Source organism: Vibrio sp. G-C-1, assembly GCF_021728015.1.
Taxonomy (GTDB): domain Bacteria; phylum Pseudomonadota; class Gammaproteobacteria; order Enterobacterales; family Vibrionaceae; genus Vibrio; species Vibrio splendidus.
Map to the genome: position 1 here is coordinate 12,686 of NZ_JAKKCR010000020.1, position 23,898 is coordinate 36,583.

Sequence of the window (23,898 nt, forward strand, 5' to 3'; positions counted from 1 at the left end):
GAGATACGCTTGAGCACATTGAAATAACTATTGAGGCAGTGAACCTATATGTCTTCTGGACAATCTTTTTCACGTTCATTAATGAAGCTACCTTTATCCGTATTGGTAAAGGGCACATCAATTCCTTCAAACCCTGTTGAGGATTTGAACATTGATTTGAGCAAACCGATTGTATACGCCTTACCGTTTCGCTCAAGTGTAGACATTCTTACATTGCAAAAACATGCACTTGAATTAGGGTTACCTGATCCGTTGAGCAAGCTTGAAATCAATGGCAAATCACTGCAACGCTACGTTTTTATCTCTTCTCGCAAAACTCTACTGCAAGACGATGATTATGTACCAAGCTCATCAATTGAAGTCTTCTCTGAGCTGCTTTCACTGCATGCTGAAGACTCTGATCTCGACGTTCAAGTTATCCCAGCCACTGTATTGTGGGGTCGTAAACCTGGTAAAGAGAATAACCAGAAACCTTACCTACAAGCAATGAACGGCTTAGAGAAATCAAAAGCGGTATTACTGGCAGGTCGTGACTGCTTGGTTCGCTTTAGTCCTGTGGTTTCTCTGCGTTACATGGCTAACTCACACGGCACCGACAACACCATCGCACACAAACTGGCGCGCGTGGCACGTATTCACTTTTCTCGCCAAAAACTTGCAGCATCAGGTCCTAACCTGCCAAGTCGCCAAGCTCTGTTTGACCGCCTACTAAAATCTGAAGCGATCAAGAAAGCGATTGAAGATGAAGCACAAGCAAAGAACATCTCGATCGAGAAAGCGAGCAAAGAAGCTCAAGACATCATGGACGAGATTGCTGCGAACTTCTCTTACTCGCTAATCAAACGCGGTGAGAAGATTCTTGGTTGGTTGTGGAATAAGTTGTATCAAGGCCTGCATATCAGCAACGCTTCAACAGTTCGTAAGCTGGCTCAAGATGGTCACGAGATTGTTTATGTGCCTTGTCATCGTAGTCACATGGATTACTTACTGCTTTCTTACGTGCTTTACCACGAGGGCATGGTGCCGCCGCATATCGCTGCGGGTATCAATCTGAACTTCTTCCCTGCCGGTCCTATTTTCCGTCATGGTGGTGCGTTCTTTATTCGTCGTAGCTTCAAAGGCAACAAGCTGTACTCGACTATTTTCCGTGAATATCTGGCGGAATTGTTCGCCAAAGGTTACTCAGTCGAGTATTTCAGTGAAGGTGGTCGCTCTCGCACAGGTCGCCTGCTACAAGCTAAAACCGGCATGTTGGCGATGACTATTCAGGCTATGCTGCGCGGCATGAACCGTCCAGTAACGTTAGTACCTGTGTACATCGGCTACGAGCACGTAATGGAAGTGGCGACCTACGCAAAAGAGCTTCGTGGTAAGCGCAAAGAAAAAGAAAATGCGAGCCTAGTGATTCGTACGCTCCGTAAACTGCGCAATTTTGGTAAAGGCTACGTGAACTTTGGTGAGCCGATTCAGCTTAACCAATATCTGAACGAGCACGCTCCAGAGTGGACTAAAGATATCGATCCAATGGGAACCAGCAAGCCACAATGGATGAATCCAGTGGTCAATGACCTGGCAACCAAAATGATGACACACATTAACGATGCGGCAGCGACCAACGCACTAACACTTTGTGCAACGGCGTTACTGGCTTCAAGACAGCGTGCATTGTCTCGTGATTCTTTGGTTTCTCAGATCAACTGTTACCTGTCTCTGCTTAAGAACGTGCCTTACTCTGATACATTTACGGTACCAAAAGACAGCGCTGAAGATCTGGTAAAACACGCTGAATCGCTGAACAAGTTCCTAATTGAATCAGACTCAATGGGCGACATCATTTCGCTAGACCGTCACCAGTCAATTCTGATGACCTACTACCGTAATAACATCATTCATTTGTTTGCTCTACCATCGTTAATTGCTCAGATGACCATTCGTCAGCACGGCCTAACCATTGACGCAATTCAAGAGAACGTTGCTGCTATCTACCCGTTCTTGAAGAAAGAGTTGTTCTTAAGCTACGACGAAGATCAGCTTGAAAGCGTGGTGGCGAACATCATTGAAGAGCTTGTTGGCCAAGGTATGCTTGTGGTGTCGGACAACCAAGTAACCATCAACCAGTCAAACAGCCAAGCACTGATGCTGTTAGGCCGTACGATTTCAGAAACGCTACAGCGCTACTCTATTGCTTTGAACCTATTGGCAGAAAACCCTGATCTGGATAAATCTGATCTTGAGCAGAAGAGCCAAGACATCGCACAACGACTGGGACGTCTACAAGGCATTAATGCACCAGAGTTCTTCGATAAAGGTGTGTTTGCGTCGATGTTCGCAACTTTGAAACAACAGCAATATCTGGATAACGAAGGTAACTGCGATTTAGAAAAGACTCAGCAATTCGCTAAGCTTCTTTACTCAATGCTTTACCCAGAGGTCCGTCTGACGATTCAAGAGAGTATCCACCAAGCAGAGTAATCGCTTGGTTAGCAATTGCTTTAATCACTAGACTGAACACGATCAAAAAAGGCACCCATTGGGTGCCTTTTTATTGAGCGTTCGTTTAGCAAAAAACTCATGCTTACCAGAAGGTAATGAATAAGCCTGCTGTCACTGCCATTCCAACATAATTGTTGTTTAGGAAAGCTTGGAAACATAAGTCTCGATCACGGTGGCGCATCAGATGTTGTTGATACACAAACAAGCCCCCCGCAACCAGCAGTGCCCAATAAAAGGTATCTCCTAATTGGTAATGCATGCCTAACGCTATTAACATCGCCAGTGTCACTAGCTGTAAGAAGCCAACGATAAGCTTGTCGAAACGACCAAATAGAATAGCCGTCGATTTGATGCCAATTTTTAAATCGTCATCTCGGTCAACCATTGCATATTGTGTGTCGTAGGCAATCGTCCACAACGCATTGATAATGAAAATAAACCAGACCACACTAGGTAGCTCATTAGTTTGCGCCGCCCAAGCCATTGGGATTGCCCAACTAAACGCTAAGCCGAGGAACAACTGTGGAAGGTGCGTAAAACGCTTCATAAAAGGATAAATGAAGGCTAAGCCAACACCGATAACAGAAAGCTTAATCGTCAGCGGATTCATGGTTAGCACCAGTAAGAATGAAACCATGGCTAGCACTAAAAAGAGCAGAATAGCTTCCTTACTGGAAACCAAACCGGAAGGTAATGGACGCTGCTTGGTGCGTTTTACATGACCATCCACTTTACGGTCAGCAAAATCATTGATCACACAGCCAGCTGAACGCATCAATACCACGCCGAGTACGAAAACAACCAAGACATCAAAATCAGGCATACCTTGCGCGGCGATAATCAGCGACCACAAGGTCGGCCAAAGGAGTAACAGGGTACCAATCGGGCGATTCATTCGCGTTAATTGCCAATACGCCTTCGCTTTGGTGGCAAGCATTTACACACTCTCCTTAGAGTAAATGGGTGATGTTGGCAAAAACAGTTCTGCCACAAGCATCGGTTTATGGTTCATCCATAATCGAGAACGACGCGCGAGCAGTCGCTCATCGCCTGCGATAACCCAACCAACTTGCAGAGCATCTCGCTCCACGTTCTCAGCGCTGAACACGGTTAAACCAAGTGGGACATTACCTTGTTGAGAAAGGTCAGAGTGCTGATGATCTTCTAATGTGACTCGAGGAATCAAGGTTCGCCCTAACACCCACGGCTCATCATCACCCTTCAAAATTACTTTACGCAGTAAGCAATCAAACGATGATAAAAGAAGTTCCTCGTCCTGTTGTAGCATTGAGCGTTCTACAACTTGATTATGAAGCAACTCAACAGACAGGTGCTGACAGCTCTTGCCCAACTTGCGGGAAAGAGAACCTTGCTCCAAAAGCCACTCTCTGGTGATTTTATTAGGAAAATCAAATGTTTCTGTGCTTTGCCAATCTACATTCATTAACGAATTAAGATACAGCGATATTGGCTGATTCATACTAGTATTCAATAGGTGACTTTACACGTACAATAAAGCTTCAACTTTCGAACAAAATTAAAGCGTTCTTCGAATTGTAAACGTATTTAGATTTAGACCGCTCATTGTAACAAGACTAATGCGTTTCGAATATCGCGAATAAACTAAAGAAAAGTCACAAATATGCACAAACGTTATGTAGCCCAAATATTTCTTGCGATTACCCTACTCTTTTCAGCATCAAGTTTCGCTGAAGAGGAATCGGCACCCAAACTAGCCTACTTCACGCTAGAGCCTGACCTGACCACCAATTTTTACACTAAAGGTAAAAAACTGGGCTACATTCAGGTTCGCCTCGATATTATGGTTGCGAATAGTAACGACTTGGCAGCCATTGAGCACCACCAACCACTGATTCGTGATGCTGTGATTGAATTGCTAGGTAAACAAAACGAAGAAACCATTAAGTCTCTATCTGGTCGTGAAGATTTAAGAAAAACCTTAGTTGAACATCTCAACAAGGTATTGCTTCCTGAAACAGGCAAAACCCTCATTGCTGACCTACTGTTTACCAAATACCTTTATCAGTAATAATGATGTAAAAACGAATCCAAATAAAAAAGCGGCTCATCTGGCCGCTTTTTTGTCTCTATTATTTAACTACTGCCAAAAAGCATCTACTCGCTTCGTGCTGAACTCGGTGCTTTCATAGCATCAATCCAACCAATAATGACACCAGCGGCTAGGCCAGCCAAATGCGCGGTGTTTGCAATGGCCATGAACGGTTGCATGTACCCAAGCACTAGCCACACCAACATAAAGCCGACGATCTGTCTTGGAATGCCTAAGCCAAGCTGAGGGGCTTTTGCGCCCACCACCCATAGATAGCCAACCAAGGCATACACAACACCAGACAAACCACCGAAATTCGCCCCTTCAACCCAGTACTGCCCAGCACCTGAAAGCGCAGAAGAGACAGCAAAGATCTGAAGTAGCTTGAGGCTACCTAGTTTTTTCTCAATGTCCCCACCTAACTGCCACCACCACAAAATATTAAATGCGATATGCATAACAGAGAAGTGCAGAACAGCATGGCTTAACCAACGCCACAATTGCCATTGTTGTCCATCCACCGCAGGGAAATGTAGGGCGTTGAAAATAGCTTGACCAAAACCGACTTGCTGCAGTGCAAAAATCACCACACACACCAACATCAGGCTGAGTGTCACGGGGCCCGCTTTGGCTTTTATCATGCCCATAAAACTTGGCGTGTGATAATGAAAGTTGCTCTTTCTGGTCTCTGCCATGTCCCAAGATGCTGCTTGATAGCGCTTATGATTGGGTTCCGACAGGAAACGATTGAGCTCGGCCTCGGTTTCAACCTGATATTGACCATCAAGAAGCCAAAGAGCAAAACGCCCTTCTCCCTCAGGTGACATCTGAATAGGGATCTGACGAGAGGCCATATAATCAATAAACGCTTGAGCAAGACGTGGATTGTCTAACACCATCAATCTAATCATTGTTACTTCCTATTCATGCTATGAGAGATGCTTGAAGCGGTTCAAGTGATAAAGGCTATTAACCCGCGATCACTGGAAGTTCAGCACGATGCCAAGCTTCAAATCCACCATCAACACTATATACCTCTTCAAAGCCTTGGTTCACTAAATATTGTGCCGCACCTTGGCTACTAATACCGTGATAACACATCACTAAGATTGGCTGTTCGAACTCAACCTCATCCATGAACGACACCATGGTATCGTTAGTAAGATGGTAAGCGGTTTTTGAGTGAGCTACCGCAAAAGACTGCGGGTCACGTATATCGACAAGTCGAGCTTCGCCTTGTTCAATAAGGGCTTGAGCACCTTTAACATCGATATGTTTAAACTGGTCCATGACTTTCTCTTTTATACTGATTTACTTTGCTGCCATTGTAACCTATCCCAAGGCTAACAATCACATCCACTTAATAAGGTTATCCACCAGCGATCACTTTTACACCATTTGTGGATAAACCTGTGAATTGCGTGAATAAAGTGCTTTTTTAAAAATAGATCCACAACATGTAGTAATGATCCTGATCTAGCTGTGGGTTAACTGAAACATATCCCCACTCGAAAAACCCCTTCAAAGCCTTACTACACCCTGCTTTTAGACAGCTGACGAATAAACTTCTCACAGAGTTATCCACAAAATCACTTTGCAAATTTCGATCGCAAAAATTGAGAAATCGATCCAAAACAAAAAGGCCGAGATCTCTCGATCTCGGCCTTTTCAAAATTCAGCTATTTGTTAGCTCTACTAGAAAGTAGAAGCTAGATGCTAGATGCTAGATGCTATTAGAAATCGCCAACGGCTTGTTTCAACTTCTTCATCGCATTCTTTTCTAACTGGCGAACACGCTCTGCAGAAATGCTGTAGGTATCCGCTAAGTCTTGCAGTGTCGACTTATTATCATCTAACCAACGTGAGCGCACAATGTGCTGGCTGCGTTCGTCTAAGCTCTTCAATGCGAGTCCTAGGCGATTGTTGGTGTGTGATTCCCAATTCGCCGCTTCAACCGTTTCAGCAACGTCTGATGCTTTGTCTTCTAGGTAGTAAACTGGAGCCGTGTAAGCAGAACCACCATCATCGTCATCCATCGGGGCTTCAAACGTAGCGTCTTGTGCCGCTAAGCGTGATTCCATCTCACGAACTTCTGAAGGCTCAACACCCAACTCACGTGCAACCGTCTCAACTTCGCCGTTATTGAACCAACCTAAACGCTTTTTAGACTTACGAAGGTTAAAGAACAATTTACGTTGTGCTTTCGTTGTTGCGATCTTAACGATACGCCAGTTACGCAAAACGTACTCATGAATCTCAGCTTTGATCCAGTGAACAGCAAAAGAGACTAGACGAACACCAACTTCTGGATTGAAGCGCTTAACAGCCTTCATCAAGCCGATGTTACCTTCTTGGACGAGATCAGCCATTGGTAGCCCGTAGCCAGAGTAGCCTCTTGCAACGTGCACCACGAATCTTAGGTGGGAAAGGATCAAGCCTTTCGCAGCGTCGATCTCACCTTTGTAATGTAATCGCTCTGCAAGTCCACGTTCCTCTTCAGGAGTCAGCATAGGGTAGCTGTTCGCTGAGCGGATATAGCTATCTAAACTATCTTGTGTGACTAAAGCCATTTGATACGCTTGGTTTGCCATTCGGTTCCTCATCAATCTCTGATCTGGAGTAATACATCTATTAAAACCCGACAATCTTGAACCTAAAATGAACAGGTTTCAAGGAGGGGGAAGTAATTATGCATAATCAATTCGTCTATACAAGGCAAAAACTGGTTAAGAACTGCCTATTTTTCGTATAAATATGACTCTATTCACCTAAACTGGTTCAATTTCTTTTAGGTGACGCTGTGCAGAAAGCTTCGCAGCCACACTACCAAGCAGGGTTCCGACGATCAAAAGTAATAAAGATTCATCCCAACTCAGGCCAATTAAGCGGAAATGGCTATCATAAAGCTGAGCCAAATCATCCACTGCACTGTTGAGCAATACGGTAATCAATGCCGTCATAACCCAAGCACTAATCGAACCTAAAACGCCAAACCACATCCCAGCATAAAGGTATGGTCGAAGAATGTAGCTGTCGGTGGCACCAATCAGCTTCATGGTTTGAATCTCGTCTTTATGCGCCAACACATTAAAGCGTAATGTATTGCCAATAATCAAAAATACCGCGCCCAACATCAATACCGTTAGGGTAATAACGATGACCGCTGCTAGTGCTTTGATCGCATCTAATCGAGCTAACCAATCTTCGTCTAAACGAACATCGGTCACTAGCTCTTGTTTTTTAACGTTGCTTGCTAATTCTTTGATTAAGACATCACTGTGCACGCTTGGCGTAATCACCAACACACCTGGCAATGAATAATCATCTAGGATAGTCAGGGCATCTTCAAAACCAGAATACTGGCTTAGATCCGCAAGCCCTTGTTGCGGTGAAATGTATTCCACCAGCTCGACTTGATCCCAACTTTCAATTTCATCCTTAAGCACCATTACTCTCGGCTCAGGAATACCATCCTCTACATAAGCACTTATTTGTGACGGGCTGGTGACATCTTGAGCCACTTCACCAACGTTCTTACCCAGTAGGTACAAACAAGCTGGCATCGCCAAAGCCATTGAGATCACCGCAAGGGTCAACAAGTTGCCCAACGGACGTTGCCACATTTGCGAGAACGATGACTTAGCTTGTTTCCAATGAACAACAAAGAAACCGTCGCTTGAAGCCCGGTTTGCTGCTCGATTGGATTGAGGTTTCTTAATGCGCTTATTCGCGGCCATAGTCTTCAACCTCACTCAAAAAGCCTTGGTTTAACTCAAGATGACGGTACTGAGGGCGAGTGTTCACTAACCCGATATCGTGCGTCGCTAGGATGATCGTGACACCTGCGCGGTTGAACTCTTCAAACAAACGTAATACACGGTTAGATAATTCAGGATCGAGGTTGCCGGTCGGCTCATCCGCTAAAAGCAGAGTTGGACGGTTAACCACAGCGCGAGCGATACCCACGCGTTGCTGCTCACCACCAGAAAGCTGGCTTGGCAAACAACGGGCTTTGTCTAGTAAGCCGGTTTTATCCAACGCAGCACTGACTCGGCGTTTTATTTCATTTTCAGAAATAGATTCAATACGCATAGGCAGTGCGACGTTATCAAAAATCGAGCGATCCATCAGTAGGCGATGGTCTTGAAAGACAATCCCGATGTTACGACGTAAGAAGGGAATGTCTTTAGCTGGAATACGAGTGATATCGTGATCGTTAAACCAAACACGTCCGTCAGTTGGACGCTCGATGGCGCAGATCAACTTCAGCAAGGTACTTTTACCAGCGCCAGAGTGCCCACCCAAAAAAGCCATCTCTCCACGTTTAAGGTGAAAGTCCACTTTTTGGAGCGCTTGTCGTCCGCCTCGGTAGGCTTTGCTCACTTGCTGAAATTTGATCACCGAAAATTCCTCTTACGATCACTCATATCAAATTTAAAACGGTAGCAGGTTAAGGATAAACCACTTTGCTACTCGCGTTACTCTTCGCGGCTAAATAGTGCTTCAATAAAGTCTTTAGACTCAAATGGACGCAGGTCATCAATGCCTTCACCCACACCAATGTAGCGGATTGGAATCTGGAACTGGTCAGCAATTGAGAAAATCACGCCGCCTTTCGCCGTACCATCTAGCTTAGTGAGCGTAATACCCGTTACTGGTGCCACGTCACTGAACAGCTTCGCTTGGCTGATAGCATTCTGACCGGTACCAGCATCTAGCGTTAACATGATTTCGTGCGGTGCAGAGTCATCAATCTTCTTCATTACACGAACAATCTTACGCAGCTCTTCCATCAAGTTGCTCTTGTTCTGCAAACGACCTGCAGTATCGGCAATCACAACATCAACACCACGCGCTTTCGCCGCTTCAATGGCATCGTAGATAACAGACGCGCTATCGGCACCTGTGTGCTGAGCGATCACAGGAACATTATTACGTTGGCCCCAAACCTGAAGTTGTTCAACCGCTGCCGCACGGAAGGTATCACCCGCCGCCAACATCACTTTCTTGCCTTCACTTTGGAATTGTTTAGCCAGCTTACCGATGGTGGTTGTCTTACCGACACCATTCACACCAACCATTAAAATAACGTAAGGTGTTTTAGTCGTATCAACAACTAATGGCTGTTCCACTTGGCTTAAGATATCCGCCATCTCTTCTTTGAGCAGACCATATAGAGCTTCACCGTCTTTTAGGTCATTACGAGATGCTTTTTCTGTCAGATTTTCAATGATCTTAACCGTGGTATTCATACCCACGTCTGCAATCAGAAGTTGCTCTTCTAGTTCTTCAAACAGATCTTCATCGATTTGTTTACCCTTGAACAAGCCAAAGAAGCCAGCACCGATGTTTGCTTTAGTGCGGCTAAGACTACGCTTAAGGCGCGCAAAGAAGCTTTCTGTCGGCTTATCTTGAACTTCTTCAACCTGAGCTTGAGGAACAGCAACATCTTCCTGTTCTGCTTCTGCTTCTGCTTCTGCTTCTGCTAGGACAGGTTGCTGCTCTTCTTGAGTCTCTTCAAGCGCTTGATCTGATTCAGCAAGCTCAGATTCAACTGACTGAGGTTCAGTTGGCTTAGCTACTTCAGCTTCAGCCTCGACTTGTGATTCAACTTCAGTTTGATCTTCAACGTTTTCTACGTTCGCTTCATTCTGAGTTTTTGGGCTTTGTTCTTCGTCACCAAAACCAAGCCACGATAATAATCCGCGCTTCTTTTTTTCCGTCATCAGAGGAGTTTCCTAGATCTACTAATTAGCTGTATTGACTTAATACACGTCGACTCTTTGCTATTGTTATACAATACAAGCTTGTACAAACGAATAGTAAAGAAAAATGACAAAGCAGTGATAAGTTTGCTTTTAGCTTGATACACTTTGTCATTGCAAATTTATTTAATACTCGAACCCACTTAAATTGGGCTCGGTATAGTATCACTTTATTAGCGGTCAAAAAATCTATGGTAAGACGTCGCCAGCAAAACACATCACAAAAAAAGCCATCCGGAGGCTTTGTTCGAATTATTAGTGGCTCATGGAGAGGTAGAAAGCTGCCTGTTCATGATTTAGAAGGATTACGCCCAACCATTGACCGAGTAAAAGAGACACTCTTTAACTGGGTGGCTCAAGATATCCCACATTCAACTTGCTTGGATGTATTTGCCGGTTCTGGCGGTCTAGGTTTTGAAGCAGCTTCTCGCCAAGCAAAAATGGTGACACTGCTCGAAATGAATCAAAAGGCGGCCAAACAGCTTTCTGATAACGCGAAAGAGCTTAAGGCAGACAACATCAATGTCGTGAATACTGATGCTATCTCTTTCCTTAAGAAGCCAGGTACTCCTTACGATATGGTTTTCCTTGATCCACCATTTCGTAAAGGCTTACTTGCAGAAACAGTACAACTGCTTGAGAGCAATGGCTGGTTGGCAGCCAACGCCATCATTTACGTCGAGACAGAAAAAGAGCTGCAGCTTGAGGCTATGCCAGAGAACTGGGAATTGCATCGCGATAAGACCACTGGCCAGTCTAGCTACCGACTGTTTAATCGAACCACTGAAGAATAGGAGTTATTAAATGAAGTTCTTACTTCCACTAGCAAAAGTAGCCATCGCCTTTGTTTGGTTTATCTTAATCGTAAATATTTTCTACCCATTCCCGGGTAATGCTGCGATTGCGCTTTATATCATGACAGCGTTCTTGTTCTTCATGCACGGCCTGCAGATGCTGATTTTTATCGGTGCATTCGGCGATAAGATCGAAATGTCACGTTGGGAGAAGTGGTCAATATTGATTTTCGGAGTCTTTGCCCTCCTCGATATCCGACGCAAACACATGATGTAATCAAGCTTAAGCTCAGATATAAAACGCTTAGCTACAGAAAACATCATGACAGAAACATTAAATACAAGAACGCCGCTCATTTGAGCGGCGTTTTTTTTATTCAGCAATGATACTGATGTTAGCCCATGTAGCCTTTTACACCATCTAGGAACATTTGCGTCGACAACATAACCAACAACAAGCCCATCAAGCGTTCGATGGCTTTAAGGCCTCGCTCACCCAGCACTCGCAGGAAGAAACCATTAAACATCAGAATAAAGAAGGTCGCGCCCCAAGCCAGCATCACTGCGCCTGAAAGCTCTAACATGTTGTCAGGGTGCTGTGTCGACAACAGAATCAATGCAGCAATCACCGACGGGCCTGCAATCATAGGGATCGCCATCGGCACGATAAACGGTTCTTCACCCGCCGCTAGGCCGGTAATACTGCCCGCACTTGGGAAAATCATCTTAATCGCGATGATGAACAAAATAATACCGCCAGAGATACTCAAGGTTTCAGGCTGCACATGCAGGAAGTTCATAATGCTTTGACCAGCAAACAAGAACAACAGCAGGATAATCAGTGCAAACATCAGTTCACGAACAAGAACAATACGGCGACGCTTCGGATCAATATGCTTAAGGATAGAGAGCACGATTGGTAGATTGCCAAGCGGGTCCATAATAAGAAACAGCATGGTTGCTGCAGATAAAATTTCCATAAGTTTGTCTCGAAAAGCGTAAGTGCGCGGAGTATAGCAGCCTCAACATTGATTTTCGAACGCAGTAATAAAAGGATTAACTTATGTAATTAGAAGGGAATTTTTCGAGAGCAAATAGAAAGGAGAAAAGTAAAAAGATAATTTAAGAGTGAAGCCGAAACGTCGCATCCACTCTTCTTATCTATAAAAGCCAAAAGGCTCAAAAAACCAGTTGTTACTCGAGATTAGTGGTTACACACACGTTCGCGATTGGTGCAAAGTTTGTCATCAATAACCACGACCTTTTCCATCTTCAGGAAAAATTTCAGCAAACCATCCAAATCCAGACCATTTAGCTTACACGTATGGAAGCGAGCTTCTGCGCCGTAAGTTTGAGCGAGCTCTTGCGTCAACTCTTCACGAGTCAGGGGCTTTTCACTCAGTAGGTTTAAAACGTTGTGTGCATGAATTTCGGTAGTCATAACTCTATCTCATGTTTAATGAAGTAGACGTAGAGTACCTACTTTCATCTTAGCTGCCTTGATGTAGCTCAGAATTAAGCGAGCTCTACCCTAAATGGTAAGGGAAGCAACAATGAGAGCGTGCGCGAGAAAGTAACTGCCCGTCACCCAAAAGTAGGCACCCTTAATTGGGCTACGATAGAAATTTAGCGCATACGCCAGGGCCGAAAGTAGTAACACGCTACAGCCAGCAAAACCAACCGCATGTGACAATTGAGGATCAAGCAACCAGAGCTCACCAGAAGCCCATGCAAGCTGAATAAGCACGATACCCATGATGACCACAGGAAAGACGAGTTTGTCTAAGCGAGGCAGAAGTAAGAAGAAAGCAACGATACAAGCCGCTAATAGGAGCGCGAACAACCACCAGACCATTTCTCCTGATAGCTGTAACCAAAATGCTTTGCTGTAACAGAGCTGAGCCAATAAGAAGCACACAAAATGCAAAGGACGCTTTTGAGTAACCGTATGAAGGACATCTGCGATTGCAGAGATCGCCAACCCCGCGACTATCCAATAGGTAAAGTCAGAAACGACAGATTGAGTTAAAGCAATGGTCGCCAATAATACAAAGGTAAATACCTTATACGACAAGGCCTGACCGATATGTCCATGTTTCGTTCCTGCTATTGCTCCGATACCAGATAAGGAAACCGCCAACCAACTCCACATACCATTTGCCCCATTGCTTTAAATCGTCGCCAGTCTAGGCACACGAGTGTTGATGTAAAGCCTCAGCCCCTCAAAATTGGATCTTGATTACGCTTCCACTAAAAAGAGCCTCTTTAGATTGAAGTCGTAACAATTACTATGATGACTATGGCTATTCTTTTAAAACTAGAGCGATTCATCGACAAACTTATTTAAATTGGCATTAGAGCGTCCAGACTTGAATTTTAGTCACTTCTAACCTATAGACTCCTTATAAAACCCCCATATATCATCAAATACCGCACTTGAAATTTAAAAAATATCGTATTTAAGATTAATTATAACAACAACTTAAACAAACAAATCCAGAGTTAATAGGGAAACGAAAACACCACATCACTCTAGACTTATAAAGTAAGTGGCTTGCTTTCTTAAAACCCAACTTTGTCAGGTTTTTTCAAGTCCTCTGTAAAAATTCCTACAAAAACCAATCCGAAAAATTTAAAACAGAACAAAATCAAAGCCAGAAACCACCAACCCCTATTAATACAATTTAACAACCTTTAACAATATAAATTACACAAAATGACCATTACAAAACAACAACTTAAATCAAAAATGGATAAACATGAAGCACAACGTATAAAATAAGAACACACCAAAAGACACAGTTAAACACACCCAAACAAGCCAAAAACCAATAGTTTTCTACTACTTTTAAAGCTTTCGAAAGTAATTCTTGATCTAAACCTATAAGTAGTGCTATTCTTTAAAACATAGCGAGAGACAACCAAATTTAGGAGTAGTGTTATGATTTCATCTTCGCAAAGACAAGGACTTGTAATGATCGCGGTAGTTGTAGGTCTAATGACACTACCGATGATGTACTAAGCAAGTTACAAATAAAAAAAGGGACGCCATGAGCGTCCCTTTTTTTGTTCAATTTTTTCACTTCGAAAACAGATGCAGTGTTAGCACATCCCAGTTCGCATAATAGAAACCCGCGGCTGCTAAAGTCATTGCCATCATCAGTAAGATCGCAACTCGCCAGATAAAACGACCACTACGTGGAGTCAGCTCCTTCTCACAGTCGTTACACATCATGATGAACTTATGTTGGTCTTCCAACTTAGCCTCATGTTCATTGACTACCTTATTACGACACGTTGCGATATAACGCAGCTTGCTCACCATATCGTGCGGTAGCCTTTCTTCACAGCTTGTTACAAGCTCATGCAATCCTTCGCCTTCGGCATGATATTGAAGCCTCAATAACTTCTCTATATTGCGAGTTCTTGTCACCACTTTTTCAATATCGGTCATCTTGGCCCTCCCACTCCACACTATAATTCTAGTCGAGCATTCCCTTATTTTTATACAAATTTACTGATATTTACGTGAGAAAGAGACAATAAATAACAATGCTTTATCCCAAACAAGCCACTAAATGTGATGTCTGCCGAAAAATAATCAGCTTGGCTTACAACAGTTCACGAATAACAGCTTTAAACACATATCCCTATTGCTTGAAAGACTAGAATAACCATCACGACTACATGGAGGTTATATGCCTAATTCACTCTTTTTTGCCATCTTTGCACTTGCTGGTCTAGCGGCTTGGGTATTTATTGGTTTCTATCGAAAACACTCGCAAGGTGAAAATGCGCCAGAAAAGAAAGTGAATGTCACGGTGTTAGACAAACAATCCATCGACCTTCCTGACGCAGAACCAGGCCAAGAAGATCAAGAGTACTGGATTTACGTTCAACGTGGTGTCGTTGGTCCAAAACGAGAATTCCAAGTCGGCATCCACTACTTCCACGCCCTTAACCCTGGCGACAAAGGAACCTTAACCTACCAAGGCGATAAGTTCTTACACTTTGCGTTGAAGCGCTAACCCTAGCCGCCTCAACTGTCTCTTCTAAGCAGCCCATCAGAAAGCCTTAGCTCCCACCGCTAAGGCAATAACCAACGCGTTCTCTCTGACTTAGAGACCAACCAGCTCATCCATAACGCACCAGCTCCGCTGATCACGATCCATAGGGGAATAACCCAAGCTGGATGTCCTTGGTACCAACCGAACTCTTTCATTGGCCACAAGAAAATCGGGTGCAGCAGGTAAATACCTAAGCTGTGCTTACTGATAAAGCCAACTACTTGGTTACTCTTCTCAGACAACCCTTCACCATAGTAACGGCACACCATGAACACCATGCTCGCCGCTAGTACGGTATTCAGCGTCTTGTAAGATAACCAACGCCCTACTGTGTACTCTTCTGCTACCAAGCTTGCATCAACCACCATGTAAACCGTGGTCAGTAACGCTAACCCACCCAGTAACACACTCATGCCAACTGTCATCTTGTTAAGTGGCACAATCTTATACAGCAAGTAACCCAATGGTAAGTATCCGGTGTACAACCACAACTCATGACTCCAAGGGCCATCGATTTTCAATAAGAACAATAACGTAGTGAACAACCAGACCGCCGTAAAGGCATAGACAGATCTATCACCGTACTTTCTGACCATTATCTGTAAAAAAGGAATCACAAAGTAGAGCGGGATAAAGTAATAAAAGAAGCCAAGGTGATAGTAGGTATAGTGATGATAGCTATTGAGTAGCACATCCCAACTGACGTCAGCATCAAAGCCCATCGCAGACCAACCCGAGAGGTAAGTATAGAAAAGCGACCAGACAATGAAAGGGATCAGCACCTTACCCAGACGACGCTTGAGGTAGTACTTGGCGTCAAACGGGCGCTGATCACTCAGCATCAGAGCACCAGTAATCAAGATGAACACCGGCACCGCCCAACGACTGAAACCGTTCACCGTAATGGCGGTCAGCCACTCACCGAAAGGAATGGTGCCTAATTCATTCCGATAAGGCGCCAAAACATGAATCGCGATAACTGCTATGGCCGCGACACATCGTGCTAAATCAAAAAAGAGAATTCGCTGCTTCATGTAAATGCCTGATTAATATTCAATCATTCTACTATAGCAATAAAAAAGCTGACCGGAATAAATACCAAGTCAGCTTAGTGTTAAAGGAGAGGCTTATCGCGAATTTAGCTCGTGTGAATTTAGTTCGTGCGACTTTCACTCTTACAAATGAGGCTCATGCGGCTGAAGCTTATGCTGCTGAGACTTGCGGCACTTTAGGTAAACGCAGAGAGATCACCGTCGTTATCGCTAAGAACGCAAAAGATACCCACAAACACGCAGACAAACCGGCCATTTGGAATACCAATCCTGACAAGATAGTGCCAATCAAACGGCCCATCGCGTTTGCCATGTAATAGAAACCGACATCAAGAGAAACGCCATCGCCTTTCGCATAACTCACAATAAGGTATGAGTGCAGCGATGAATTCACCGCAAAGATGGCACCAAACACCATCAAGCCACCGATAATAACGAACTCGGGTTGCCAGCCAATTTGCACCGCATAGGCAATACCTGCAGTCACGATAGCCAACGCCCCCGCCCATAATAGCGCTGCATGTCCATCAGGCACCTTGCCTTGTGCTTTACCAGTAATCTTGGGTGCAATGCCCTGCACAAAGCCATATGCAATGGTCCAAACCGCTAAGAAGCCACCCACCCATGAGTGATCCCATCCAAACACGCTGCCTAGGTAAATCGGCAAAGCAATCACAAACCACACATCACGAGCACCAAACAGGAACATACGCGCAGCAGATAGGATGTTGATGGATTCAGACTTAGAGAAGATCTGTTTGAATTTAGGTTTGGTTTTAGCTTTACCCATGTCCGCTTCTAAGCTCACCAAGCTGCCGATGAACACTAATGTCAGTACAGCAGCCATCGCAAGCACTGCATATTGGAAACCAATTGTTGAAAGCAGCAAACCACCAATAAAGAACCCTGCGCCTTTAAGCGCATTCTTAGAGCCGGTCAGAATCGCTATCCACTTATAAAGCGCACCCTGCTGTTCATCAGGTACCAGAGTCTTAATCGAGCTCTTGGCACTCATCTTATTGAGGTCTTTAGCAATACCAGACAAAGCCTGCGCCGCCATTACCCAAGGAATGGTCAACATGGCTGATGGCACCGCGAGCATACCCAAGGCGACGACTTGCATCCCTAACCCGATGTTCATGGTCTTGTTGAGGCCAAGACGCGCCCCTAACCAGCCACCGATTAGGTTGGTCACCACACCAAAGAATTCATAGAAAAGGAACAGTGAGGCGATTTCTAGTGAACTGTAGCCAAGGTCGTAAAAATACAGAACCACCAGCATACGAAGTGCACCATCAGTAATGGTGAAGTTCCAGTAGTTGAAAGTCACCAACATATATTGGCGAACGCTCTTACTTAGATTTGAAAACATAACGCTATCTCTGCAATCTAAACAAAAAGAGCTTTTGGATCATGATAAGTTCAACACTCCAGATACCAAAAGCTCCTTGTATTCCAACAATGGCTTATTAGCTGTTCGCTACGCCATTAATGTATTCAACCTGAATGGGCTTAGTGAATGCGCCCGGACGCAGTGCCTGCACCTCTTGAACAATCTTGCTCATGTCCCAGCTCTTCTCTAACAGCAGGTGTGCAGCCAGCAAGCCAGTACGGCCAGAACCGCCCATACAGTGCATTGCTACCTTGCCGCCGTTATCAACCACTTGATGCAACGCAGGGCTAGCCGCTTGCCATTTCGCAGCAAAATCAGCACCCGGTGCACAGTCGTCTTCAATTTCGATCTGGAACCATTGCATGCCTAGCGCACGTGTTTTTTCGCCAAGTGCCGCCACGTCTTTACTTGCAAGCTCATGGTCATCAAGTGCTGTCACGATAGCTTCAACGCCTTGCTCTTTTAGCTGAGCCAGTGATGCATCAAGCGTTGCTTCTTTTGTGCCTGGGCACGGAGTAAGCACTAGCGCACCTTGCTCTAGGTCTAGTTGCCATGTTGGATGTGTCATTGTGTAATCTCCAGATTCTACTATTTCTTAAGTACGCAGGCTTATGCTAACCCGACTGTGCGAACCAGCTCAGCGGTACGTGTCGCGTAGCCCATCTCGTTGTCATACCAAGCGTAGATCTTAACCATGCGCTTACCTACCAACATCGTTGATAGTGCATCCACGATTGTTGAGCGTTGGTCACCTTTGTAATCGATAGAAACCAGTGGACGCTCTTCAAAGCCAAGAATGCCTTTCAGTTCATTCTCAGACGCTTCTTTCAGCATCGCGTTGACTTCTTCTGCTGTGGTGTCTTGCTTCACTTCGAAGATGATGTCTGTCAGAGAAGCATTCGCTAGTGGTACACGAACCGCGTGGCCGTTGATACGGTTTTCAAGCTCTGGGAAGATCTCAACAATCGCCTTAGCGCTGCCCGTTGTTGTTGGGATAAGGCTCATACCACATGCTCGTGCACGGCGTAAGTCCTTATGGGGCGCATCAAGAATCGTTTGCGTGTTAGTTAGATCATGAATAGTGGTGAAAGCTGCGTTCTCGATACCAAGCTTCTCGTTGATCACCTTAACCACTGGCGCGAGACAGTTCGTTGTACAAGACGCTGCCGTTACGATTTTATGTACCGCAGGATCGAAGATATTGTCGTTCACACCGACAACGATGTTTGCGATGCCTTCTTCTTTCACAGGAGCTGATACCACAACGCGCTTCACACCTTGCTCTAGGTATTTGTTTAGGAAAGATGTCTTACGGTGAACACCTGTCGCTTCGATAACCACATCACAACCAGACCAATCGATCGCATCAATGTCGCGCTCTTTTGTGGTTTTGATGCGTTGACCATTGATGATCATCTCGTCGCCTTCAACAGCCACTTCGTGATTCCAACGACCTTGAACCGAATCGAACTCAAGAAGGTGAGCCAATGTTGCTGTGTCGCCAGCCACATCGTTAATTTGAACAAATTCTAGCTCATCCCAATCGAATGCTGCGCGAAGTGCTAGACGGCCGATACGACCAAAACCATTAATACCTACTTTGACTGTCATTTTCTGTTCTCTCAGTTAATTGCCTTCATATTTGAAGCCGCAACGTTGTTGACTACGTTCACTTACCGGATCGCCGGCCTCCCTAATCACATAGAGCCACTATGCTCACAGGGATAAGTTCACTTGTCGCCTAGCTGCAACTCCAACTATTTCGGCATTAAGTTTTAATGTATTTAAACGCAACATACTGGGCGTGAGTTCATCGACTCTAAGCGCTCAATATCTTGCTGGTATTCAGTTTTCAAACAGTTCGATGCGATAAGGTCGTCAATTAACTTTAGCATCCAACCTGGTAAATCTTGTGACAGGCGGTAAAACACCCACTGCCCTTGGCGAACATCAGTCAAAATGCCGTTTGAACGCAACTGCGCAAGATGGCGTGAAACCTTTGGCTGACTTTCTTGCAATGCCTGAGTCAACTCACCAACCGATAAGCACTCATTGCGAACTATCAACATTAAGCAACGCACTCGCGTTTCATCGGACAGTAATTTAAAAAATTGGTGAGGAAGCATAAATACATACTCATATATGGATATGCATATATGTTAGATATAAAAAAACGCACGTCAAGGCGTGCGTTATAATTGTCATAAAAGTTTAACGAAGATAAATCAGAGCTGATTGGTTACGTTATGACTCCAGCGTCGAGCTTCGGTGAGCTCAGTTTTAACCTGTTCCACACTCAATCCTAAATGAGCACAGTGCTCATCCATTTGCTGCCAATCGGCATGTTCAAAGCTTTCTTCAAGGGCCAGCAAGGTTCCATATGGCCCTTCTCTACGTAGCAGAGCCACCTTGATACTTTTACACAAGGGCAGTTGCTCAACTAAATTCTCTAACGACAAGTCGAGCAGCGCATCAAGCAATGAGAACAAACCAATCATAAAGGCTTGCTCGGCATGCCCTTCAAATGCCTGATAACGAGACATACGTTGGCAGAACTGAGCTCGCTGAAGCGATAAGCCATATAGCTCTTTTGGCTTCTTATCAGAGACATAAGACGCCACCGCCAACGAGACAAACATTTTCAGCTTCTCTTGCCCCAGATAAACCAAAGCCTGGCGGAACGAAGAGATGGTGACCTCAAGACGAGGTGACATGGTATTCACAAAACGCAGTAACTTATACGACAAGGCAACATCTTTCGCGACGATGCTTTCGACACGTTGAAAGTTGACTTCCGGCTTACACACTTCTTGGAACAGCTCCATAGCAATTACTTGCTCAGGGCTAATGTACTTGGTCTTGATGATTTCAGGTTTGCTGAAGAAGTACCCTTGGAAGAACTTAAAACCCGCCTCTTTCGCTTGCTTAAACTCTTGCTCAGTTTCGACTCTTTCAGCCAGAAAGCTAAACTTCTTCCCTTGATGAGCTCTTACCAAATCACACGCTTCATTCAAGCCCATTTGCATGATATCGAGCTTAACAATATGCGTGTATTTAAGGAATCGTTCCCATTCTGGCGTAGAGGTAAAATCATCTAGGGCAATCATGTACCCCGCTTGATAGAGCTCTTTGACCGCTTCTAACAGCTCATCCGTCGGTTGGCAGGTTTCAAGAATCTCGACCACCACCTTGTCTTTCGGCAAGCCTAAGGGAAGCCGACGAATCAAGCTTTGATGAGGGAAATTAATAAAACAGCGCGAAGATGGAATCGAAGGGTTATGCCCAACCGATAAGAAGTTCTCAACAATCAGACGATACGTTGCTCGATTAGACTCAATATGCGCTGGGTAGGCATTCCTTTCTCCGTCGCGAAACAACAGCTCATAACCAAGCGTGTTCTTGTTACGGTTTAAGATAGGTTGTCGAGCAACGTAGGTAGCGGTCATTTATCTATAACTCTATTGATTTATCTATAACTGTATTGCTTTACTAAGCTTTAGCGGCAGCAAGCAAGGCACCGCAACCCATGAACATACCACCAAATATTTTATTTATCTTACTCATTATACGATCAGAACGAATAAAACGTCCCATTTGTGAAGCTAATGAGGTGTAACCCAACATAACAACACTATCAATGAATACTGTTGTAACTCCTAGCACTAATAACTGCGGTGCTTGCGGTTGTGTAGGATCGATAAATTGAGGAAACAAAGCCACCAAAAACACGATAGATTTTGGGTTAGTTAGATTGATAAGCACGGCATTTCTAAGCAGCTTACCACTCGATAGCGTTGAGCTTTCTTCTGAAGCCACCAAGCTAGAATTATCACGCCATTTTTGAATACCCAACCAAACAAGGTAAACCACGCCTACCCATTTGATGATGGTGAACGCCAACGCAGATTGAGCCACCAGTGCACCAATACCGGCACCCACCAGCATGATGTGGAATGCAAGACCGAGCTGTAAGCCGGCGATCGACGCAAGTGACTTCTTGGTGCCATAACTTAGCCCATTGCTGATTGAGTTAACGGTACCTGAGCCCGGAGCCAAACTAAACAATATCGCCGTGACGACATAAGCAAGCCAAACATGAGTATCCATTTGCATTTCCTTACTAGTTCTTTAATCTAACAACATTAGTAGCGATAAAGCTCTCACATGCATCAGTTCAGGTAATTTCCCATGGAAAACCACAGTGCCGCCCCATTTTCGTACACGCAAGAACCTGAGTTCGAGCAAGCGATTAAACACCCGATCCCTGCCCTTTGGCAACAACGTAAAGATGGGTATGTCACATCATCAGGTAAAAAGAAGCTGTACTGGTGTAGCCTAACCTCACCAACGCACACCAAAGCCATTGTTATTTCAAATGGCCGCATTGAATGTTGCTTGAAATACCAAGAACTCTTTTATGATTTTTATCAGCAAGGCTATGACGTTTATTCATTTGACCACCAAGGTCAAGGCCAGTCGGAACGTATGGTAACAGACTCTGACATTGGTCACATTCATGAGTTTGATAATTACGCCTCAGACATGTCTGACGTCATTGCCAGTTTTGACCTAAGCCGATACGCCAATCGCTACCTACTGGCACACTCAATGGGCAGCACCATAGCCACTCGCTATCTACAAACTCATCCCGATCACCCGTTTGACAAAGTTACTCTGTGCGCTCCGATGTTTGGGATTAAGACTGAATGGTACTTCAAGCCCATCGCGATGGTTGTTGGACAAGTACTCACCGCTTTCTATGCTAAGCCGACTTATGCCCCGGGGCAGCAAGCGTACTACTCTAAGCCCTTCGAAAATAACTTACTCAGCCACAGCAAAGTACGCTATCACTGGTTCCGTTGCTTGTATGACGGCTCCCCTTCTTTGCAGGTTGGTGGACCAAGCACTCGCTGGGTATGGCAAGGGTTAATGGCAGCCAAGCAGGCGATACAACAAACTCGTCAAATCAAGATCCCACTGCTATTGATTCAAGCTGGGGAGGAGAAGATTGTCAGCAACAGCGCTCAAGTGAAGTTCATCAATAAACTGAAGAAAACCAACTCAGCCTGCCAGTTTAAGGCCATTGAAGGGTCTAAGCATGAGGTGTTGTTTGAGAAAGACGAATATCGCAATCAAACACTGAATGCTATCAATCAGTTTTTTGCCTAGAGCTAATAAACTAATAAACTAATAAACTAATAAACTAATAAACTAATAAACTAATAAGCGAATAAGCTGAGTAACCGACCAAGAACATAAGCGCTAAAGAGGAAGAGAAGTAAGTGAGCTTTGCCCTCTTTTCTTGCATGAAATTGGCATACAATTTCTACCTAGAGATATTGTAGTTAAAACGATTCTAGCGTTGGCTAGCGTCGATATTGGTTAAGCATTTTTGCAATGAGGGTTAAATGAGTATTCCTGCACTAAAAGATTCCGTGAAAATTGTTGCTTCTGATTTAGATGGTACGCTTTTGGCTCCCAACCATCAGCTAAGCGACTTTACCAAGCTAACACTTAAGAAATTACACGACCAAGGTTATACCTTTATCTTCGCTACGGGTCGTCACCACGTCGATGTGGCGGGTATTCGTCAGATCGCAGGTATTCCGGCGTACATGATCACTTCAAACGGTGCACGCGTGCATGACCAGAACGATCAACTGATGTATAGCCAGAACGTGCCTCAGGAACTCGTTCAACCTGTTATCGATATTGTTCGCCAAGACCCAAATCTCTTTATTCACATGTACCAGAATGAAGATTGGCTACTGGACCGTGAAGACGAAATGCTGGCAAAATTCCACAGTGAGTCTGGCTTTAGCTACAAGCGCTTTGAAGCAGAAAATGCACCAAGCGAAGGTATTGCGAAAGTCTTTTTCACTCACCCAGAGCAGGACCACGAATATCTGGTCACGTTTGAACAAAAGCTAAGAGATGCTTTTGGCGACAAACTGAACATCGCCTTCTCTACACCTTGGTGTCTGGAAGTGATGGCCGCTGAAGTCTCTAAAGGCCATGCCTTAGACGCTGTTGCGAAATCACTGAACCTGACACTGGATAACTGTGTTGCCTTTGGTGACGGAATGAACGATGCCGAGATGCTGGCTATGGCAGGCAAAGGCTTAGTGATGGGTACATCGCATGAGAAAGTATTTAAAGCTTTACCAGACAATGAAGTGATTGGCAGCAGCGCAGACGACGCCGTTGCTCACTACCTAGAAAAGCACCTGCTCTAATCTCGTCGAAGAGATCTGAATAAATAA

Annotated in this window: 26 protein-coding genes; 7 read left to right on the top strand and 19 right to left on the bottom strand. The window is 44.6% G+C overall.

The window, feature by feature from the left end:
• The first annotated feature begins 48 nt into the window (after positions 1-48).
• Positions 49-2,472 carry a glycerol-3-phosphate 1-O-acyltransferase PlsB gene (gene plsB / locus L3V36_RS22010; RefSeq protein ID WP_102447791.1) on the top strand — a complete coding sequence of 808 codons (2,424 nt, stop codon included), beginning with the start codon at positions 49-51 and terminating at the stop codon, positions 2,470-2,472.
• Between the two features lie 103 nt (positions 2,473-2,575).
• Here plsB and ubiA read toward each other — a convergent pair whose 3' ends face one another.
• Positions 2,576-3,430, bottom strand: a complete 855-nt coding sequence (ubiA, locus tag L3V36_RS22015; RefSeq protein ID WP_017079819.1) for a 4-hydroxybenzoate octaprenyltransferase — start codon at positions 3,428-3,430, stop codon at positions 2,576-2,578.
• Positions 3,431-3,973 (bottom strand): chorismate lyase, encoded by a 543-nt coding sequence (locus L3V36_RS22020; protein WP_004736706.1) that lies wholly within the window; start codon positions 3,971-3,973, stop codon positions 3,431-3,433.
• Between the two features lie 162 nt (positions 3,974-4,135).
• On the opposite strand from L3V36_RS22020, the gene L3V36_RS22025 reads away from it, so the two are divergent.
• A complete protein-coding gene (locus tag L3V36_RS22025; protein WP_004736708.1) occupies positions 4,136-4,543 on the top strand; it encodes a flagellar basal body-associated protein FliL in 408 nt (135 codons plus the stop codon).
• Between the two features lie 86 nt (positions 4,544-4,629).
• On the opposite strand, the gene glpG is transcribed toward L3V36_RS22025, so the two are convergent.
• The 6 genes from glpG to ftsY form a co-directional block, all read right to left on the bottom strand.
• Positions 4,630-5,475, bottom strand: coding sequence for a rhomboid family intramembrane serine protease GlpG (gene glpG, locus L3V36_RS22030; protein WP_004736710.1), 846 nt, complete (start codon positions 5,473-5,475; stop codon positions 4,630-4,632).
• A gap of 58 nt (positions 5,476-5,533) precedes the next feature.
• Positions 5,534-5,854 carry a thiosulfate sulfurtransferase GlpE gene (gene glpE / locus L3V36_RS22035; protein ID WP_004736711.1) on the bottom strand — a complete coding sequence of 107 codons (321 nt, stop codon included), beginning with the start codon at positions 5,852-5,854 and terminating at the stop codon, positions 5,534-5,536.
• Between the two features lie 443 nt (positions 5,855-6,297).
• The gene (rpoH, locus tag L3V36_RS22040; protein WP_026012297.1) at positions 6,298-7,155 is read right to left on the bottom strand and encodes an RNA polymerase sigma factor RpoH; all 858 of its coding nucleotides are present in this window, start codon (positions 7,153-7,155) and stop codon (positions 6,298-6,300) included.
• A gap of 177 nt (positions 7,156-7,332) precedes the next feature.
• Entirely contained in the window at positions 7,333-8,301 is a 969-nt protein-coding gene (gene ftsX / locus L3V36_RS22045) for a permease-like cell division protein FtsX (RefSeq protein WP_004736584.1), read from the bottom strand.
• On the bottom strand, positions 8,288-8,965 hold the full coding sequence (ftsE, locus tag L3V36_RS22050; RefSeq protein ID WP_004736585.1) for a cell division ATP-binding protein FtsE: 678 nt from the start codon (positions 8,963-8,965) through the stop codon (positions 8,288-8,290). The genes ftsX and ftsE overlap by 14 nt, the downstream gene beginning before the upstream one ends.
• Before the next feature lie 77 nt (positions 8,966-9,042).
• Positions 9,043-10,290 (bottom strand): signal recognition particle-docking protein FtsY, encoded by a 1,248-nt coding sequence (ftsY, locus tag L3V36_RS22055; protein WP_208775672.1) that lies wholly within the window; start codon positions 10,288-10,290, stop codon positions 9,043-9,045.
• Positions 10,291-10,520: 230 nt separating this feature from the next.
• On the opposite strand from ftsY, the gene rsmD reads away from it, so the two are divergent.
• Both rsmD and L3V36_RS22065 read left to right on the top strand, forming a co-directional pair.
• Positions 10,521-11,123, top strand: coding sequence for a 16S rRNA (guanine(966)-N(2))-methyltransferase RsmD (gene rsmD, locus L3V36_RS22060; protein WP_102447793.1), 603 nt, complete (start codon positions 10,521-10,523; stop codon positions 11,121-11,123).
• A 10-nt stretch (positions 11,124-11,133) separates the two neighbouring features.
• The gene (locus tag L3V36_RS22065) at positions 11,134-11,400 is read left to right on the top strand and encodes a DUF1145 domain-containing protein (protein WP_004736590.1); all 267 of its coding nucleotides are present in this window, start codon (positions 11,134-11,136) and stop codon (positions 11,398-11,400) included.
• A gap of 118 nt (positions 11,401-11,518) precedes the next feature.
• Here L3V36_RS22065 and L3V36_RS22070 read toward each other — a convergent pair whose 3' ends face one another.
• The 4 genes from L3V36_RS22070 to L3V36_RS22085 form a co-directional block, all read right to left on the bottom strand.
• Entirely contained in the window at positions 11,519-12,103 is a 585-nt protein-coding gene (locus tag L3V36_RS22070) for a YhgN family NAAT transporter (RefSeq protein ID WP_009848232.1), read from the bottom strand.
• Between the two features lie 224 nt (positions 12,104-12,327).
• Positions 12,328-12,564, bottom strand: a complete 237-nt coding sequence (locus tag L3V36_RS22075; RefSeq protein WP_017061034.1) for a YecH family metal-binding protein — start codon at positions 12,562-12,564, stop codon at positions 12,328-12,330.
• A 90-nt stretch (positions 12,565-12,654) separates the two neighbouring features.
• Positions 12,655-13,275: a lysoplasmalogenase gene (locus tag L3V36_RS22080; RefSeq protein ID WP_029222716.1), complete on the bottom strand. Its 621-nt coding sequence runs from the start codon at positions 13,273-13,275 to the stop codon at positions 12,655-12,657.
• Between the two features lie 927 nt (positions 13,276-14,202).
• Positions 14,203-14,577 (bottom strand): hypothetical protein, encoded by a 375-nt coding sequence (locus L3V36_RS22085; protein WP_004736595.1) that lies wholly within the window; start codon positions 14,575-14,577, stop codon positions 14,203-14,205.
• A gap of 244 nt (positions 14,578-14,821) precedes the next feature.
• Between L3V36_RS22085 and L3V36_RS22090 the strand changes: the two genes are divergently transcribed.
• Positions 14,822-15,151, top strand: a complete 330-nt coding sequence (locus L3V36_RS22090; protein ID WP_004736596.1) for a DUF2500 domain-containing protein — start codon at positions 14,822-14,824, stop codon at positions 15,149-15,151.
• A 59-nt stretch (positions 15,152-15,210) separates the two neighbouring features.
• Here L3V36_RS22090 and L3V36_RS22095 read toward each other — a convergent pair whose 3' ends face one another.
• From L3V36_RS22095 to rhtB, 7 genes are all read right to left on the bottom strand, one after another.
• Positions 15,211-16,224 carry an acyltransferase gene (locus L3V36_RS22095; RefSeq protein ID WP_017089608.1) on the bottom strand — a complete coding sequence of 338 codons (1,014 nt, stop codon included), beginning with the start codon at positions 16,222-16,224 and terminating at the stop codon, positions 15,211-15,213.
• Between the two features lie 169 nt (positions 16,225-16,393).
• The gene (arsJ, locus tag L3V36_RS22100; RefSeq protein ID WP_102447794.1) at positions 16,394-17,614 is read right to left on the bottom strand and encodes an organoarsenical effux MFS transporter ArsJ; all 1,221 of its coding nucleotides are present in this window, start codon (positions 17,612-17,614) and stop codon (positions 16,394-16,396) included.
• Positions 17,615-17,711: 97 nt separating this feature from the next.
• Entirely contained in the window at positions 17,712-18,203 is a 492-nt protein-coding gene (locus tag L3V36_RS22105; protein WP_017079829.1) for a cyclin-dependent kinase inhibitor 3 family protein, read from the bottom strand.
• Positions 18,204-18,244: 41 nt separating this feature from the next.
• Positions 18,245-19,246, bottom strand: a complete 1,002-nt coding sequence (locus L3V36_RS22110) for an ArsJ-associated glyceraldehyde-3-phosphate dehydrogenase (RefSeq protein ID WP_004736601.1) — start codon at positions 19,244-19,246, stop codon at positions 18,245-18,247.
• A 173-nt stretch (positions 19,247-19,419) separates the two neighbouring features.
• Entirely contained in the window at positions 19,420-19,761 is a 342-nt protein-coding gene (locus L3V36_RS22115) for a metalloregulator ArsR/SmtB family transcription factor (RefSeq protein ID WP_004736602.1), read from the bottom strand.
• A 99-nt stretch (positions 19,762-19,860) separates the two neighbouring features.
• Complete coding sequence (locus tag L3V36_RS22120; protein ID WP_054548349.1) at positions 19,861-21,081, bottom strand: EAL and HDOD domain-containing protein; 1,221 nt, start codon at positions 21,079-21,081, stop codon at positions 19,861-19,863.
• A gap of 43 nt (positions 21,082-21,124) precedes the next feature.
• Complete coding sequence (rhtB, locus tag L3V36_RS22125) at positions 21,125-21,742, bottom strand: homoserine/homoserine lactone efflux protein (protein WP_004736604.1); 618 nt, start codon at positions 21,740-21,742, stop codon at positions 21,125-21,127.
• Positions 21,743-21,823: 81 nt separating this feature from the next.
• Here rhtB and L3V36_RS22130 point away from each other — a divergent pair, with 81 nt between their 5' ends.
• Both L3V36_RS22130 and L3V36_RS22135 read left to right on the top strand, forming a co-directional pair.
• A complete protein-coding gene (locus tag L3V36_RS22130; protein WP_102502510.1) occupies positions 21,824-22,804 on the top strand; it encodes an alpha/beta fold hydrolase in 981 nt (326 codons plus the stop codon).
• 239 nt (positions 22,805-23,043) lie between these two features.
• Complete coding sequence (locus L3V36_RS22135; protein ID WP_004736606.1) at positions 23,044-23,871, top strand: Cof-type HAD-IIB family hydrolase; 828 nt, start codon at positions 23,044-23,046, stop codon at positions 23,869-23,871.
• Positions 23,872-23,898 lie beyond the last annotated feature (27 nt).